Origin of the sequence: Streptomyces katrae (assembly GCF_000717655.1) — a bacterium.
Taxonomy (GTDB): Bacteria; Actinomycetota; Actinomycetes; order Streptomycetales; family Streptomycetaceae; genus Streptomyces; species Streptomyces katrae_B.
In genome coordinates this window covers 225238-241707 of sequence record NZ_JNZY01000003.1, presented here as the reverse complement: position 1 = coordinate 241707, position 16470 = coordinate 225238, and the positions used below count along the sequence as shown (strand labels likewise).

Annotated in this window: 16 protein-coding genes and 2 tRNA genes; 5 read left to right on the top strand and 13 right to left on the bottom strand. The window is 70.3% G+C overall.

Annotated features, from left to right (window positions below; genetic code table 11):
- Positions 1–4 precede the first annotated feature (4 nt).
- A complete protein-coding gene (gene crgA / locus IF09_RS0106105; RefSeq protein WP_030292680.1) occupies positions 5–259 on the top strand; it encodes a cell division protein CrgA in 255 nt (84 codons plus the stop codon).
- Between the two features lie 142 nt (positions 260–401).
- Here the strand turns inward: crgA and IF09_RS0106100 are convergent, their stop codons facing one another.
- Together IF09_RS0106100 and IF09_RS0106095 are read right to left on the bottom strand one after the other, a co-directional pair.
- The gene (locus IF09_RS0106100) at positions 402–1277 is read right to left on the bottom strand and encodes a rhomboid family intramembrane serine protease (protein WP_030292674.1); all 876 of its coding nucleotides are present in this window, start codon (positions 1275–1277) and stop codon (positions 402–404) included.
- 106 nt (positions 1278–1383) lie between these two features.
- A complete protein-coding gene (locus IF09_RS0106095) occupies positions 1384–1911 on the bottom strand; it encodes a peptidylprolyl isomerase (RefSeq protein WP_030292672.1) in 528 nt (175 codons plus the stop codon).
- A 175-nt stretch (positions 1912–2086) separates the two neighbouring features.
- On the opposite strand from IF09_RS0106095, the gene IF09_RS0106090 reads away from it, so the two are divergent.
- Positions 2087–2773 (top strand): DUF5324 family protein, encoded by a 687-nt coding sequence (locus IF09_RS0106090; RefSeq protein WP_037634148.1) that lies wholly within the window; start codon positions 2087–2089, stop codon positions 2771–2773.
- An 87-nt stretch (positions 2774–2860) separates the two neighbouring features.
- On the opposite strand, the gene IF09_RS47860 is transcribed toward IF09_RS0106090, so the two are convergent.
- Positions 2861–3307, bottom strand: coding sequence for a LysM peptidoglycan-binding domain-containing protein (locus IF09_RS47860; protein ID WP_051832130.1), 447 nt, complete (start codon positions 3305–3307; stop codon positions 2861–2863).
- 161 nt (positions 3308–3468) lie between these two features.
- On the opposite strand from IF09_RS47860, the gene IF09_RS0106080 reads away from it, so the two are divergent.
- Positions 3469–3993, top strand: a complete 525-nt coding sequence (locus tag IF09_RS0106080) for a GNAT family N-acetyltransferase (protein WP_030292667.1) — start codon at positions 3469–3471, stop codon at positions 3991–3993.
- A gap of 83 nt (positions 3994–4076) precedes the next feature.
- Here IF09_RS0106080 and IF09_RS0106075 read toward each other — a convergent pair.
- A tRNA-Ala gene (locus IF09_RS0106075) sits at positions 4077–4149 on the bottom strand.
- Positions 4150–4313: 164 nt separating this feature from the next.
- Here IF09_RS0106075 and IF09_RS0106070 point away from each other — a divergent pair.
- Together IF09_RS0106070 and IF09_RS0106065 are read left to right on the top strand one after the other, a co-directional pair.
- Positions 4314–4862 (top strand): helix-turn-helix domain-containing protein, encoded by a 549-nt coding sequence (locus tag IF09_RS0106070; protein ID WP_030292665.1) that lies wholly within the window; start codon positions 4314–4316, stop codon positions 4860–4862.
- Between the two features lie 33 nt (positions 4863–4895).
- A complete protein-coding gene (locus IF09_RS0106065) occupies positions 4896–6179 on the top strand; it encodes a serine/threonine-protein kinase (RefSeq protein ID WP_030292663.1) in 1284 nt (427 codons plus the stop codon).
- A gap of 12 nt (positions 6180–6191) precedes the next feature.
- Here the strand turns inward: IF09_RS0106065 and IF09_RS0106060 are convergent, their stop codons facing one another.
- From IF09_RS0106060 to gnd, 9 genes are all read right to left on the bottom strand, one after another.
- Positions 6192–7496, bottom strand: a complete 1305-nt coding sequence (locus IF09_RS0106060; RefSeq protein ID WP_106974996.1) for a hypothetical protein — start codon at positions 7494–7496, stop codon at positions 6192–6194.
- A 122-nt stretch (positions 7497–7618) separates the two neighbouring features.
- Positions 7619–7753: a DLW-39 family protein gene (locus IF09_RS46765; RefSeq protein ID WP_208809277.1), complete on the bottom strand. Its 135-nt coding sequence runs from the start codon at positions 7751–7753 to the stop codon at positions 7619–7621.
- A 145-nt stretch (positions 7754–7898) separates the two neighbouring features.
- Positions 7899–7972: transfer RNA gene (locus IF09_RS0106050), tRNA-Ile, on the bottom strand.
- A gap of 94 nt (positions 7973–8066) precedes the next feature.
- Entirely contained in the window at positions 8067–8714 is a 648-nt protein-coding gene (locus IF09_RS0106045) for a DUF3566 domain-containing protein (protein ID WP_078613075.1), read from the bottom strand.
- Positions 8715–8717: 3 nt separating this feature from the next.
- Positions 8718–11303, bottom strand: coding sequence for a DNA gyrase subunit A (gene gyrA / locus IF09_RS0106040; RefSeq protein ID WP_030292656.1), 2586 nt, complete (start codon positions 11301–11303; stop codon positions 8718–8720).
- 41 nt (positions 11304–11344) lie between these two features.
- Positions 11345–13405, bottom strand: a complete 2061-nt coding sequence (gene gyrB / locus IF09_RS0106035; RefSeq protein WP_030292654.1) for a DNA topoisomerase (ATP-hydrolyzing) subunit B — start codon at positions 13403–13405, stop codon at positions 11345–11347.
- Between the two features lie 287 nt (positions 13406–13692).
- On the bottom strand, positions 13693–14220 hold the full coding sequence (locus IF09_RS0106030) for a DUF721 domain-containing protein (RefSeq protein ID WP_030292652.1): 528 nt from the start codon (positions 14218–14220) through the stop codon (positions 13693–13695).
- On the bottom strand, positions 14217–15374 hold the full coding sequence (recF, locus tag IF09_RS0106025; protein WP_030292650.1) for a DNA replication/repair protein RecF: 1158 nt from the start codon (positions 15372–15374) through the stop codon (positions 14217–14219). Before recF ends, IF09_RS0106030 begins: the two co-directional genes overlap by 4 nt.
- A gap of 74 nt (positions 15375–15448) precedes the next feature.
- On the bottom strand, positions 15449–16324 hold the full coding sequence (gene gnd / locus IF09_RS0106020) for a phosphogluconate dehydrogenase (NAD(+)-dependent, decarboxylating) (RefSeq protein WP_030292648.1): 876 nt from the start codon (positions 16322–16324) through the stop codon (positions 15449–15451).
- Between the last annotated feature and the right edge of the window lie 146 nt (positions 16325–16470).

Sequence of the window (16470 nt, the reverse complement as noted above, 5' to 3'; positions counted from 1 at the left end):
CCTCGTGCCGAAGTCACGTATCCGCAAGAAGGACGACTACACGCCGCCGCCGGCGAAGCAGGCGCAGACCATCAGGCTGACCAACCGCAGCTGGGTCGCCCCGGTCATGCTGGCGTTCTTCCTGATCGGTCTCGCGTGGATCGTCGTCTTCTACGTGACCGAGACCCAGCTGCCGGTCGAGGCACTGGGCAACTGGAACATCGTGGTCGGTTTCGGCTTCATCGCGGCGGGGTTCGGCGTCTCCACTCAGTGGAAGTAGCCGGCCCCGGTCCGAGCGCCGGCAAGCACAGGCGCACCGGGTCCGACAAGCTCTCCCCATGAGTTATCCACAGCGTCATCCACACCTGAGGAAAAGACAGAAGATCTGTGGATAACCCTGTGGAGTGTTGACGCCGGTGTGATCAGGTGAGTTCGGCCGTACGGATCAGGACCACCGCCGCTGCCAGCAGGAATGCCGCCGCGCAGGTCCCCCACTGGACGAGCGTGCGCGTCCTGCCGGCGGCCGGTCCCACCATGCCCAGACCGACCAGCAGCCCGGTCACCAGGCCGCCGATGTGGGCCTGCCAGGACACGGACAGGCTGCCTCCGAACGGCACGAAGGTCAGCACCAGCATGAGCACGACCATGGTGATCACCGGCCGCATCTCGTAGCGCAGCCGGCGCACGAGGACGACGGTTGCGCCGAGCAGGCCGAAGATGGCGCCGGAGGCACCGAGGGTCGGTGTGTTCGGGGCGGTCAGCAGATAGACGAGGGCACTTCCGCCGAGGCCGGACAGCACGAACACGGCGAGGTAGCGGACCCGGCCCAGAGCCGCTTCGAGCGGTCCGCCGATCACCCACAGGGCCAGCATGTTGCCCCCGATGTGCCACCACTCCACATGCAGGAACACCGAGCTCAGCAGCCGGTGGAACTGGCCGGTGGAAACCCCTTCCACGGGGCCGCCGAAGTACTCGACGTACCGCCCGAGCAGCTCCAGCTGGACGACGAGCGCCGGCGCGAGCTGCCCCACCAGGAACAGCGCCAGGTTGATCCCGATGAGGACCTTGGTGACGAGGTGGGGATCGGCTGCCACCACCCCGCCCGCCAGGGTGCGCGGCGCGGTCGCAGCCGGGCCGTTGCCGGTGCCGGAGCCGTCACGGACGCAGTCGGGGCACTGGAAGCCGACCGAGGCGCTGATCATGCACTCGGTGCAGATCGGCCGCTCGCAGCGCGTGCAGCGGATCCCCGTGTCGCGGTCCGGGTGGCGGTAGCAGCCCGGCAGACGGTCGGTGTCCATCGGTCCCCTCGATCAGCGGCGGGGCAGGGGGTGCACCCCGCCGGTCCGGTACACATCCAGGACGGACGGGCGGGGCGGAAAGGTTCCCGGGGCGACGGCTCGGGGGTCAGCGCTTCTCGACGACGACGGACTGGATGATCACGTCGTCGAGGGGCCGCTCGGTGCGCGGGTTCGTCTGCAGGCCGGCGATGTCGTCCACGATCTTCTGACTGGCCTTGTCGGTGACCTCGCCGAAGATGGTGTGCTTGCGGGTCAGCCAGGCGGTGGGCGCGACGGTGATGAAGAACTGGGACCCGTTGGTGCCCGGGCCGGCATTGGCCATGGCGAGCAGGTACGGCTTGGTGAAGGCCAGGTCGGGGTGGAACTCGTCGCCGAACTGGTAGCCGGGACCGCCGGTGCCGTTGCCCAGCGGGTCGCCGCCCTGGATCATGAAGCCGCTGATGACGCGGTGGAAGACGGTGCCGTCGTACAGCGGATCGGTGGTCTTCTGGCCGTCGGTGGGACGGGTCCATTCGCGGGCGCCCGTGGCCAGCTCCACGAAGTTCTTGACCGTCTTCGGGGCGAAGTTCGCCAGCAGCTCGATCTCGATGTCGCCGTGGTTGGTCTTCAGGGTGGCGTAGAGCTTCTCGGCCACGGATCTGCCTTCCATAGTCATCACTGTCGGTTCCAGATCCTCCCACGGAGGGCTGCACGGCAGAGAAATCCTCCACCCGTATGCCCTGTCACGCATGCCGCCCAGCGGTATGGCAGGCATGATCCGACAAAGGGTGGAAAGGTGAACTGTGTCCGCCACCGAGGAGGAGGATCCCGTGACCCGCAAGGACAGCGTGCACCTGGCCGCCGAAAGCGCCAGGGACACGGTCAAGCACGCCGCGGAAGCGGTGGCGCCGTACGCCGCAACCGCCAGGGAAGCCGCGGTGCACTATGCGACCGAGGCGAACGAGCGGCTGGCGCCGAAGGTGTCGTACGCGACCGCCGAGGCGGCACGGCAAGCCCGTACGGCGTACGACTGCCATGTCCACCCGGCGATGAAGGCGGCGCGGGCACACGTGCCGCCGAACGTCGACCGGGCGGCGACGGTGGCGGTCCACCACACGCGCCGGGCGGCGCGCCAGGCGGCCGACTACACCCAGCCGCGGCTCGAGAGCGCGCTGGCGGCGGCCCAGCCGGTGGCCGAGGAAGCCGCGTCGCGGTCGACGGCGGCCTTGGCGGCGCTGCGCGGCCAGGTGTCGGCCAAGGAAGTGCAGAAGCTGGTCAGGCGCAACGAGCGGCGGGCCCGCACCGGCCGGGCGTTCAAGTGGGTGGCGGTGGTCGGCGTCGTGGCGGTCGGCGCGTACATGGCGTGGCGCTGGTGGGACCAGCAGTCGAACCCGGACTGGCTCGTCGAGCCGCCCGAGGCCACGGAGCTGTCCCGGGACCAGGCCAGCTTCGACGACGAGCTGGCGGCGAAGGAGCGCGAGACCGGGTCGGGCTCGGCGGACGAGAACCCGATGTAGCGGACAGGCACCTGACGCGGACGGCAGGCGGGAGGGCCCGGATCCGGTGGATCCGGGCCCTCCCGCCGTTCCCGCCCTCCCGCCCGGCTAGCGGGGGAGGGTGAGCACCTGCCCCGGGCGGAGCAGTTCGGGGTTGGAGCCGATGACGCCCCTGTTCATGGCGTACAGCTCACGCCAGCGGGCCTCGTTGCCCAGCTCCCGGCGGGCGATCGAGGAGAGCGAGTCACCGGCCCGCACGGTGTACACGAGCTGCGCGCCGGCCGGCGCGGGCCCCGGGGCCGGGGCCGCCGGAACCGCCTTGTGCGCGGCGGACGCCGGGGTCGGGGTGTACGGCGAGTGGGGCGCCGCGGTCGGCTTGGGCGGAGCCGGTGCGGCCTTCGGCGGAGCCGCGGCGGCCATCCGCTCGGCGGCGGCCTTGGTGGCCGAGACGGCGTCGCTGTACTTCGTCGCGTAGTCGGCGGACGAGGCCGCCGCTGCCTTCTCGGCGGCCTCGTGTTTCTTCTTGTCGGACTTGAGGAAGTCGAAGAGTCCCATGTCTGTACGCCTCCGGCGGTGGTGTCGCCCCCTGGCTCGGTGCCTTCCCCCACTGTCGGACAGGAGCGGCCGCCCGGCCCTGTGACGGCGCCAACCGGGGGACACCGCAACCGCTCGCCGACGGGCCGCCCGGTCTGCCGCCGGGCTGTTACTGTCCCCGGATGCCCGAGCTCATCCTCCCCTCCCCCCGGCTGCACGCCTCCTGGCTCGCCGCCCACGAGGAATGGGGTCCCGACGCCCACATGGACGGAGCCGGTCTCGGCTCCGGCGACGACGTCGACAGCGCCGAGGGCTTCGCCGCCTGGACCGAGCGGCTGCACCGGTACGGGGACCGCACCCTCCCGGTCGAGCAGGGCCGCGTCCACGCCACGTACTGGTGGATCACCGAGGACGACACCTATCTGGGCGCCATCGACCTGCGCCACTACCTGAACGGGTTCCTCCTCGACGCCGGCGGCCACATCGGCTACGGCGTGCGGCCCTCCGCCCGCCGCCGCGGCCTGGCCGGCTGGGCCCTGCGCGAGGTCCTGCACGAGGCCCGGATCATGGGAATGGACCGGGTCCTGCTGACGTGCGACCCGGACAACACGGGATCCGTGCGCACGATCGAGCGCGGCGGAGGCGTCCTCGAGGACGTCCGCGAGACGCTCATCGGCCCCAAGCGGCGCTACTGGATCGACCTCTAGCGGCGGCCGCACGCAGTCCCCGCCCCCTGCACGAAGAGGCCCCCTGACCGGCGTTTCCGCTGGCCAGGGGGCCTCTGATGCTGTGGAGCTTAGGAGATTCGAACTCCTGACATCTGCCTTGCAAAGGCAGCGCTCTACCAACTGAGCTAAAGCCCCGAAACGGTGGACGCGACCGTCTCCCGCGAAGGAGTGGCCGTTCCGCAGAACAGAGTACCGGGTGTACCCCCGCATCTCGCAAAATGATAGGGACTCCCGCCGTGCGACCACTCTCCGTAAGATGCTCGCGAGGTTCGCACCAGCGAAGTAGGGGAGTAGTAAGAGTGGACGCTGTACAGCAAGAGGCCACGGCCAGAGCCCGGGAGCTTCAGCGCAGTTGGTACGGGGAGCCGCTCGGTGCCCTCTTCCGCCGGCTCATAGATGACCTCGGCTTGAACCAGGCCCGCCTCGCTGCCGTCCTCGGACTGTCCGCGCCCATGCTCTCCCAGCTGATGAGCGGCCAGCGGGCCAAGATCGGGAATCCGGCCGTGGTCCAGCGCGTCCAGGCGCTCCAGGACCTCGCCGGCCAGGTGGCGGACGGAAGCGTCAGCGCGGCCGAGGCCACCGACCGGATGGACGAGATCAAGAAGACCCAGGGGGGCTCCGTCCTCAGCAACAGCGGCCAGACCACGACCAGTTCCGGCGCACCCACCGTCAAGCGCGTCGTCCGGGAGATCCAGTCGCTGCTGCGCTCCGTCTCCGCGGCCGGCGACATCATCGACGCCGCCGACTCCCTCGCCCCCAGCCATCCGGAACTGGCAGAGTTCCTCCGTGTCTACGGCGCGGGCCGCACCGCCGACGCGGTCGCCCACTACGAGTCGCACCAGAACTGACACGACGGACGGGAACGGGGGACGGGCGCAGCGATGGGTGAGATCTTCGCCGGCCGGTACGAGCTGATCGATCCGATCGGCCGTGGCGGCGTGGGCGCCGTATGGCGGGCCTGGGACCACCGGCGTCGCCGGTACGTCGCCGCCAAGGTCCTCCAGCAGAGCGACGCCCACACCCTGCTGCGCTTCGTGCGGGAGCAGGCCCTGCGCATCGACCATCCGCACGTGCTGGCCCCGGCCAGCTGGGCGGCGGACGACGACAAGGTCCTGTTCACGATGGACCTCGTCGCCGGGGGTTCCCTCGGCCACGTGATCGGGGACTACGGACCGCTGCCGCCCCGCTTCGTGTGCACGCTGCTCGACCAGCTCCTGTCGGGGCTGGCCGCGGTGCACGCGGAGGGTGTCGTCCACCGCGACATCAAACCGGCCAACATCCTGATGGAGGCCACCGGCACGGGACGGCCGCACCTGCGGCTTTCCGACTTCGGCATCTCGATGCGCAAGGGCGAGCCCCGGCTCACCGAGACCAACTACGTGGTGGGCACGCCCGGTTATTTCGCCCCCGAACAACTGCTCGGCTCCGAACCCGACTTCACCGCGGACCTCTTCGCCGTCGGGCTGGTCGCCCTGTACCTCCTCCAGGGCCGCAAACCCGATTCCCAGGCCCTGGTGGAGCACTTCCTCGCCCACGGCACCCCCGGCGCCCCCGAGGGCGTCCCCGCGCCGCTCTGGGACGTCGTCGCGAACCTCCTGCAGCCGGACCCCCAGAGCCGGTTCCGGACCGCCACCGGGGCCCGCAAGGCCCTTGCCGGGGCCGTGGAGCTGCTCCCGCCGCCGGCCCCGGACGAGGACCCGGTGGAGGTGTTCGACCAACTCGGCCCGCTCCCCGCCGGTTTCGGCCCCCAGGGGCCGCAGAGCACGGCTGCGGTGACCCCCGAGGCGCCCACGGCCGCCGCGGCGGCGGTGCAGCCGTCCGGTACCCCGCCGACGGCGGCAAAGACCGCGCCGGCGGCCGCCGAGCCCGCCCGTACCGATCCCCGCGGCACGGTCATGACGGCCCAGGCCTCCCCGTACGCGCCCTCGCCCGCCTCCCCGTACGCGGCCTCCCCGGCCTCCCCGTACGCGGCCCCCACCGGCGGGACCGGCAGCTTCCACCTGGCTCCGCCGGCGCCGCCGGCCGTCCCGCAGCCGGCCGCCCCTGCCGCGCCTCCCGTCCGGACCGGCGGCATCGCCCCGCCCCCGCCGAAGGTCACCGTCGGGATCCTGGTCGCCGCGCTGCTCTGCTTCGCCGTGGGCGTCTGGGCACTGACCGGGGTCTGAAGCCCCGGCGGGCTATGCGTTCCTGCCCCGCCGGGCCAGCAGGATCCATCCGCCGAGCACCAGCAGCAGCGCCGTCCCGGTGCCGAAGCCCGCGCCGGCCACCACCCGCATCACCGAGCGGTCGCCGGCCGCGGCCGAGGCCTCGGGGGCGGTGAGCCCGTCCTTGGCCGCGGCCCGGTCGTCGGCGCCCACCCCGAACCCGGCGGCGGTCAGGCTCTCCTTGTACGCGGGCCCCTTGGCCGGGCTGCCGACGACGTCCATCCGCAGGGTCAGCGGCACGGGGCTCGCGTCCTCGGTGAACTCGGCGACCTTCCCGCCCAGGGTCACGGCGATGTAGTACCAGCCGGCCACCCGGGCCCCGGCCACCTCGTCGGTGCCCGAGAAGCGGTTCTCGTACGCCACCGGGGCGGTCTTCGGCAGGGTGACGCCCGCCTGCTTGCCGCTGTAGGAGATGTCCTTGTCCGCGACCAGGCTCCGGTACGGGCTGTAGAGCGCGACGGTGAGCCCGTTGGAGGCCGACCCGTACGACTTGGTCATCCTGGCGTCGGCGACCTCGGCGCTGAGCCCCAACTGCTGCCCCCAGTCCAGCGGTACCCGGTAGAAGCGGGTCTGCCCGGGCCGCAGGTCGTCACGCCAGACCCCGCGGCCCAGGGCGCGGGCGTCGTTGAAGCCGGTACCGCCGCTCCGCGCCACCGGCTCGCTGCCGGGCAGCGTCGGCGAGGCCGAGGGCCAGACGCTGGGCGCGGTGGTGGGGGCGCTGCCCGTGGCGAGGCCGGGCTCGCGCTGGAGCAGGAGTTCCACCGGCCACGCGCTCTGGTCGGAGTCCTTGGCGGCGGTGCGGGTGACCTTGGCGAAGTAGACCCCGGCGCCCTGGCATTCGGCGTCCTCCTCGAGCCGCCGTACGGCGACGGCGCCGAGCGGGACCGGGTCGTAGCCGAAGCCGGCCTTGCCGGGGTTGTCCGGGCAGCGCGCACCCTCCTTGGTCATGAGGGCGACCTCGAGGCCGTCGCCGTATCCGACCTTGGCCCCGCGCGGGGGCTGGAGCACCGCGGAGAAGTACACGCTGGAGGCGTCGTCGAGGTTGAGCCGGTAGACGCGCTCGCCCGGGGCCACGGTGTCCGTGTAGGCCTGCCCGGCCGCCACGAGCGGGGCGTCCGCGCTGCTGGCCTTGCCCTCGATCTTCCTGGCGCCCGGGGCGCCCTGGTACGCCGGCAGCGGCTGCGGGGGCGTCGTGGCGGCCTGCACCGCCCCCGGCAGGCCCACGGCCAGCCCCAGGGCCGCCGCCCCCACCAGCACCGTCTTCCCTACCCCAGCCATCACGCCCACCCCGGTTTTGCTAGCGCAAGCCAAATCTTTGCATAACGCAACTTTTTGTCACAGAACAGCACAAAGCCCCGGCCGCAGCGGCAGCCGGGGCTTCATGAGATCAGCTTTCGGTCTCACACACCGGAACCGGAAGGCACGGAGTCGGTTGCCTCCGTCCACAGGTCCTGCTCGGCGCGGTCCGCCTGGATCTGGCGGTACACGAGGAGCCCGCCGATGGCGGCCAGTGCGACCAGGAGCAGCTTCTTCACCGCGCGACCTCGTCTTTCGTTGACGTTGGGGACTTCTGACGGCCAACAATACACACGCACCGATACCGTTCGGTGACCTGGGAAGGCCTCAACCGGCCCTACGACGAAGACCCCCAGGCCGTGGGCCTGGGGGTCTTCGTCACTGTGGGGCTAACAGGATTTGAACCTGTGGCCTCATCCTTATCAGGGATGCGCTCTAACCAACTGAGCTATAGCCCCATCCGCGCTGCGCGCTGACTCCTGAAGATTAGCGCACAGACACGGTCACGCCAAAATCCGTTCCGCGGGGCAGTCCCCGCAGGTCATCCGGCGGTCACTCGTCCTCGGCGAGCGTGAGCTCCACACCGCCGACGAAGCCCGCCGACAGGTTGTAGATGAACGCGCCCAGCGTCGCCAGCGCCGTCGCCAGCACCACGTCGATCACCGCGATGACCGACGTGAAGATCAGAACCCGCGGCAGCGACAGGAACGACTGGAGGTCGAAGCCGTTACTCTCGTTCGACCCGGTCGCCTCGCTGATGGTGCCGCCGACGGTCGAGAAGACGCCCATGGCGTCCATGACCATCCACAGCACCACCGACGCCACGATCGTGCAGACGCCCAGCGCGATCGACAGCAGGAAGCTGACCTTCATGACCGACCACGGGTCGGCCTTGGCCACCCTCAGCCGCGCCTTGCGCGTCCTGGGCGTCGTACGGGCCCCCGTACGCGGCTTGCGCTGCGCACCGGCGTCCCCGGCGCCCCGCGGCGCGCCCGGGCCCGGGGGCGCCGCGTAGGCCTGCGGCGGGTGGTACGGCTGCTCCGGCTGCTGGCCGGCCGCGGCCTGCTCCTGCTTGCGGGTGTCCGTCACGGTTCTCCCCCTGCCCTCGGCGGCCGCGCCCCCACCGGGGGAGTCCGCGGCGGGGCCACGGGCACCGTCGTCCCCAGTCTTGGCCGGTCCGGCGCCCGTGGCTCCACTCACGACTTACTCCTCGTGCTCCCCGGCCGAGGGCTGCGTGCCCTCGGCGGCCTCGGCGGCCGGTCCTTCGGCTGCCTCGGTCTCGTCAGCATCCTGACCGGCCTCGGCGTTACGGGCGATGCCGACCACGGCATCGCGCTTGCCCAGGTTGATCAGCTGGACGCCCATGGTGTCACGGCCGGTCTCCCTGACTTCGTTGACTCGCGTACGAATCACACCACCGCTGAGCGTGATGGCGAGAATCTCGTCCGATTCGTCCACCACCAGCGCACCGACGAGCGACCCGCGGTCCTCCACGATCTTCGCGGCCTTGATACCCAGACCACCACGACCCTGGACGCGGTACTCGTCGACCGGCGTCCGCTTGGCGTAGCCGCCGTCGGTCGCGGTGAAGACGAACGTACCCGGCCGGACAACGCTCATGGAGAGCAGTTCGTCACCCTCGCGGAAACTCATGCCCTTCACGCCCGACGTCGCACGGCCCATCGGGCGCAGCGCGTCGTCCGTCGCCGTGAAGCGGATCGACTGCGCCTTCTTGCTGATCAGCAGCAGGTCGTCCTCGGCGGACACCAGCTCGGCGCCGATCAGCTCGTCGTCGCTGCCGTCCCCGGTCTCCCGGAGGTTGATGGCGATGACACCACCCGAGCGCGGCGAGTCGTAGTCCTTGAGCGCCGTCTTCTTCACCAGGCCGCCCTTGGTGGCCAGGATCAGGTACGGGGCGGCCTCGTAGTCGCGGATCGCGAGGATCTGGGCGATCTTCTCGTCCGGCTGGAAGGCCAGCAGGTTCGCCACGTGCTGCCCGCGGGCGTCGCGGCCGGCGTCCGGCAGCTCGTACGCCTTGGAGCGGTAGACCCGGCCCTTGTTCGTGAAGAACAGCAGCCAGTGGTGCGTGGTGGAGACGAAGAAGTGGTCGACCAGGTCGTCCTGCTTCAGCTTCGTGCCGCGCACGCCCTTGCCGCCGCGCTTCTGCGAGCGGTAGTCCTCGGTCTTGGTGCGCTTGACGTAGCCGCCGTGCGTGATCGTGACGACGATGTCCTCTTCGGCGATCAGGTCCTCGATGGACATGTCCCCGTCGAAGGGCACCAGCTTGGAGCGCCGGTCGTCGCCGTACTTCTCGACGATCGCCCCCAGCTCCTCGCTGACGATCGAGCGCTGCTTCTCCGGCGAGGCCAGGATCGCGTTGTACTCGTTGATCTTCGCCTGGAGCTCGTCGTGCTCGGCGACGATCTTCTGCCGCTCCAGGGCCGCCAGGCGCCGCAGCTGCATCTCGAGGATCGCGTTCGCCTGGATCTCGTCGATCTCCAGCAGGCCCATCAGGCCCTCGCGCGCGATCTCGACGGTGTTGCTGCGCCGGATGAGGGCGATGACCTCGTCGATCGCGTCCAGCGCCTTGAGGAGGCCGCGCAGGATGTGCGCCCGCTCCTCCGCCTTGCGCAGACGGAACTTCGTCCGCCGGACGATGACCTCGATCTGGTGCGTGACCCAGTGGCGGATGAACGCGTCGATCGACAGCGTGCGCGGCACGCCGTCCACCAGCGCCAGCATGTTCGCGCCGAAGTTCGTCTGGAGGTCGGTGTGCTTGTACAGGTTGTTCAGCACGACCTTCGCGACCGCGTCGCGCTTGAGCACGATCACCAGGCGCTGACCCGTTCGCGACGAGGTCTCGTCGCGCACGTCGGCGATGCCGCCGATCTTGCCGTCCTTGACCAGGTCGGCAATCTTCTGCGCCAGGTTGTCCGGGTTGGTCTGGTACGGAAGCTCGGTGACCACCAGGCACTGGCGGTTCTGGATCTCCTCGACCTCGACCACCGCGCGCATCGTGATCGAGCCGCGCCCGGTCCGGTACGCCTCCTCGATGCCCTTGCGGCCCACGACCAGGGCGCCCGAGGGGAAGTCGGGACCCTTGATCCGCTCCAGGAGCGCGTCGAGCAGCTCCTCGTGCGAGGCGTCCGGGTGCTCCAGCGCCCACTGGGCGCCGGCCGCGACCTCGCGCAGGTTGTGCGGCGGGATGTTCGTGGCCATACCGACCGCGATACCGGCGCTGCCGTTGACGAGCAGGTTCGGGAAGCGCGCCGGCAGGACCGTCGGCTCCTGGTTGCGGCCGTCGTAGTTGTCCGTGAAGTCGACGGTCTCCTCGTCGATGTCCCGGAGCATCTCCATGGCCAGCGGCATCAGCTTGCACTCGGTGTAGCGCATCGCGGCCGCCGGGTCGTTGCCCGGGGAGCCGAAGTTGCCGTTGCTGTCCACCAGCGGCATGCGCATCGACCACGGCTGGGCCAGGCGGACCAGGGCGTCGTAGATCGAGGAGTCACCGTGCGGGTGGTACGTACCCATGACGTCGCCGACGACGCGGGCGCACTTGTAGAAGCCCTTCTCGGGGCGGTAGCCGCCGTCGTACATCGCGTACAGCACACGGCGGTGGACCGGCTTGAGGCCGTCCCGTACGTCGGGCAGAGCGCGGGACACGATGACGGACATCGCGTAGTCGAGGTAGGAGCGCTGCATCTCCGTCTCGAGCCCGACGGGCTCGATGCGCAGCACGGGCTGCTCCTCCGCGGGGTTCTCGGCGGTGGGGGTGGTTTCGTCGGCCATTGCTGGTCAGAAGTCCTTTCAGGCGGTCAGCGGGGACCGACTCAGATGTCGAGGAACCGAACGTCCTTGGCGTTGCGCTGGATGAAGGAGCGCCGTGCCTCGACGTCCTCACCCATCAGCACCGAGAACAGGTCGTCGGCCTGGGCCGCGTCGTCCAGGGTGACCTGGCCGAGCACGCGGTGGTCGACGTCCATGGTGGTGACGCGCAGTTCCTCGGCGTTCATCTCGCCCAGACCCTTGAAGCGCTGGATCGAGTCTTCCTTGATCCGCTTGCCGTTCTGCTTGCCCAGTTCGACCAGGGCGTCGCGCTCGCGGTCCGAGTACGCGTACTCGAAGTCGTCCCGGCCCCACTTGATCTTGTAGAGCGGCGGGCGCGACAGGTACACGTGACCGGCCTCGACCAGCGGCCGCATGAAGCGGAACAGGAAGGTCAGCAGCAGGGTGTTGATGTGCTGGCCGTCGACGTCGGCGTCCGCCATCAGGATGATCTTGTGATAGCGGAGCTTCTCGATGTCGAAGTCCTCGTGCACACCGGTACCGAACGCGCTGATCAGCGCCTGGACTTCGGTGTTCTGGAGGATCTTGTCGATACGGGCCTTCTCGACGTTCAGGATCTTGCCGCGGATCGGCAGGATGGCCTGGTACATCGGGTTGCGGCCGGACTTCGCGGAGCCGCCGGCCGAGTCGCCCTCGACGATGAAGATCTCGCACTTGGTCGGGTCGTTCGACTGGCAGTCGGACAGCTTGCCCGGCAGCGAGGCGCTCTCCAGCAGACCCTTGCGGCGCGTCAGGTCCCGGGCCTTGCGGGCCGCGACGCGCGCCGTGGCCGCCTGGATCGACTTGCGGACGATGTCCGCGGCCTCGACCGGGTTGCGGTCGAACCAGTCGTTGAGGTGCTCGTGGACGACCTTCTGCACGAAGGTCTTGGCCTCCGTGTTGCCCAGCTTGGTCTTCGTCTGGCCCTCGAACTGCGGCTCGCCCAGTTTGACCGAGATGATCGCCGTCAGACCCTCGCGGATGTCCTCGCCGGCGAGGTTGTCGTCCTTCTCGCGGAGCAGCTTCTTGTCGCGCGCGTAACGGTTCACCAGACCCGTCAGCGCCGCACGGAAGCCCTCCTCGTGCGTACCGCCCTCGTGGGTGTGGATCGTGTTCGCGAAGGAGTAGACGCCCTCCGTGTACTGCGAGTTCCACTGCATCGCGATCTCGACCGAGAGCATGCGCTCCTTGTCCTCGGCCTCGACGTCGATGACGGTCGGGTGGATGAGCTCGCCCTTGCGCGAGTTCAGGTACTTCACGAAGTCGACGATGCCGCCCTCGTAGTAGTACTTGACCGTGCGCGCGGTGGGCTCGGCCGTGTCCGCGTCGGGGTCGTCCGCACCGACGGTGGCCTTCGCCGACTCGCGCTCGTCGGTCAGCGACAGGGTCAGGCCCTTGTTCAGGAAGGCCATCTCCTGGAAACGCCGCGACAGCGTCTCGAAGGAGTACTCGGTCGTCTCGAAGATGTCGCCGTCGGCCCAGAACGTCACCGACGTACCGTGCTCGTCGGTCTCCTCGTTCTTGGCCAGCGGGGCCGTCGGCACGCCCAGCTTGTAGTCCTGGGTCCAGCGGTGGCCGTCCGTCTTGACCTCGACCGAGACCTTGGTCGACAGGGCGTTCACGACGGAGACGCCGACGCCGTGCAGACCGCCGGAGACGGCGTAGCCGCCACCGCCGAACTTGCCGCCCGCGTGCAGGACCGTCAGGACGACCTCGACGGCGGGCTTTCCTTCGGACGGCACGATGCCGACGGGGATGCCTCGGCCGTTGTCGATGACCCGTACACCGCCGTCGGCGAGGATCGTCACGTCGATGGTGTCCGCGTGCCCGGCCAGGGCCTCGTCGACCGAGTTGTCCACCACCTCGTACACGAGGTGGTGCAGCCCGCGCTCACCGGTCGAGCCGATGTACATGCCTGGCCGCTTGCGGACCGCGTCCAGGCCCTCGAGGACCTGGATCGCGCTGGCGTCGTACGAGGCGGTTACCTCGCCGTTCTCGCCGGCTGTGGACTGGTTGTCGTTGGGGTTGCCGGAATCGGCCACGAAGCGCCCTTTCTGGCACAGCACAGGCCGAACTCCGGGCCAGCAGGCATGCAAGCAGGAGCGGCTGCGTCGATCTGCGTTGTCAGCGTGTATCAGCTAGATCCCGCAAGCGGGCGGGATTCGCTTCAGTCTACCGGTACCACGGACATGAATGGGGGTTTGCCGGTACCTGAGTCCGCATGTGCCGCCCTGAACCTCCTCTCTCCGACTCCCCATATCCGGGAAGGGGCTCAAAGAGGCTCACACGGGCACCCAGCGCTTCGGCCTGTCAACCTCCCGCTACCGTGAGGGACGCCACCCGCGGCCCCGGCTCAGCCGTACGTGTCCCCCGGGCCCGTACTGCCCGGCGCGCGCAGCGGTCCGTACCGCTTCGGGCGTCCGCCCGGGCCCTGGACCTTGATCATCCGGACGGTTCCCTGCCCCAGGTCCGCGTTGAGCCGCGCCACCAGCTGCGGAGCCAGCAGCTTCAGCTGGGCCGCCCATGCCGAGGAATCACACCGCACGACCAGTTCACGGTCCTCGTACCGCTCCGGTTCACAGTGCGCCGCGATCTCCGGCCCGACGATCTCCGGCCAGCGCTCCATCACGCCCGCGACCGCCATCGGCATCTCCCAGCCGTGCTCCGTGCGCAGCCGGTCCAGCGCCGCCATCAGCGGCATCGGGTCCCGGCCGTCCGCGCGCGCACCCGAGCGCAGTCCCGGCTGCCGGCTCCCCTTCTTCCCGCCGGCCGCATTGCCCCGGGCCCGCGCCTGCTCCCGGGCGGCCGCCAGCGCCTGCCGCGCGAGGTCCACGCCCGAGGGCTCCGGGACCTTGCGGGGTTCCTTCTTCTCGTCGCTCACAGCCGGGTCACCTCACCGCCGGACACCCCGAACCGGGTTCCCGCCAGGACACCCGGAACGTCGTCGTCCACCGCCGCCGTCACCAGCACCTGCTCGCCCGGAGCCACCAGCTCGGCCAGCCGCTCCCGGCGGCGTGCGTCCAGCTCCGCGAAGACGTCGTCCAGGATCAGCACCGGCTCGACGCCCTCCGAGCGCAGCAGCTCGTACGAGGCCAGCCGCAGCGCCAGCGCGTACGACCAGGACTCGCCGTGGCTCGCATATCCCTTGGCCGGGAGGTCGCCGAGGCGCAGCAGCACGTCGTCGCGGTGCGGGCCCACCAGGGTCACGCCGCGCTCGATCTCCTGCTTGCGCACCTCGGCCAGGGCCGTCAGCAGCACCTCGTACAGCGCTTCGCGCGTGCGCGCCGAACCGCCGTCGACCGCCCCGGCGGTCTCGGAGGTCTCGCCGCCTGCCGAGGACTTGTACGCGAGGCCCAGCGGGCCGCCGCCGGGCGCGAGCTGCTCGTACGCCTTGTCCGCCAGCGGCAGCAGCGTCGCGATCAGGTCGAGGCGCTGCGCCAGCAGCTCCGCGCCCGCGCGCGCGAGGTGCTGGTCCCACACGTCGAGGGTGGACAGGTCCATGGAGCGGCCGCCGTGCCGGCGGGCCATCGCCGCCGACTTCAACAGGGTGTTCCGCTGCTTGAGCACCCGCTCGTAGTCCGACCGGACCGCCGCCATCCGCGGCGAGCGGGCCGTGACGAGCTCGTCGAGGAACCGCCGGCGCTCCCCGGGATCCCCCTTCACCAGGGCCAGGTCCTCCGGCGCGAACAGCACCGTCCGTACGATCCCCAGCACGTCCCGGGGCCTGACCTGCGAGGACCGGTTGATCCGGGCGCGGTTGGCCCGCCCCGGGTTCAGTTCCAGCTCGACCAGCTGCTGGCGCTCACCGTGGGTGACGGCCGCGCGGATGATCGCCCGGTCCGCGCCCATCCGTACCAGCGGCGCGTCCGACGAGACGCGGTGGCTGCCCAGCGTCGCCAGGTAGCCGATGGCCTCGACCAGGTTCGTCTTGCCCTGGCCGTTGGGGCCGACGAAGGCGGTGACGCCCGGGTCGAGGGGAACCTCGGCCCGGGCGTACGAGCGGAAGTCGGCCAGTGAGAGATGCGAAACATGCATGCGACGCCGACCTCCCCCGGCTTCCTGCTGCTCTGCTCTGTGCTGCTGTGGTGCCGTGCCTCTTCGGCGGTCGGCTACGCCTTCTCGACCGCGTGGCCGCCGAACTGGTTGCGCAGCGCGGCGATCATCTTCATCTGCGGAGAGTCGTCCTGGCGGGACGCGAACCGCGCGAAGAGCGAGGCGGTGATCGCGGGCAGCGGCACGGCGTTGTCGATCGCCGCCTCGACCGTCCACCGGCCCTCGCCCGAGTCCTGCGCGAAGCCGCGCAGCTGCTCGAGGTGCTCGTCCTCGTCCAGCGCGTTCACGGCGAGGTCGAGCAGCCAGGAACGGATGACCGTCCCTTCCTGCCAGGACCGGAAGACCTCGCGGACGTCGGTGACCGAGTCCACCTTCTCGAGCAGCTCCCAGCCCTCGGCGTAGGCCTGCATCATGGCGTACTCGATGCCGTTGTGGACCATCTTCGCGAAGTGGCCCGCGCCGACCTTGCCGGCGTGCACGGCGCCGAACTCGCCCTCGGGCTTGAGGGCGTCGAAGATCGGCTGGACCCGTGCCACATGGTCCTTCGCGCCGCCGTACATGAGCGCGTAGCCGTTCTCGAGGCCCCACACGCCGCCGGAGACACCGCAGTCGACGAAGCCGATGCCCTTGGCCGCCAGCTGCTCGGCGTGCTTCTCGTCGTCGGTCCAGCGGGAGTTGCCGCCGTCGACCACGATGTCGCCGATCGAGAGCAGCTCCGCGAGCTCGTCGACGGTGGACTGCGTCGCCGCACCCGCCGGGACCATCACCCACACGACGCGGGGGGCCTGCAGGTTGTCCACAAGTTCCCGCAGGCTGTGGACATCGGCGAGGTCCGGGTTGCGGTCGTATCCGATGACGGTGTGGCCTGCACGGCGGATGCGCTCGCGCATGTTGCCGCCCATCTTGCCGAGACCGACGAGACCAAGCTCCATCAGGTGGTTCCTTAAGCGTTGTGGCCGTCTGTGCCGGGTTCCCCGGAATCCCCTGGGGTACCCAGGCTCCGAGCCTACGCCGGGCGGTGCCGCGCGGCGCCACGGGCGCTCCTGGGGCGGCCGTACGCGGCACTGGACGGCGTGTG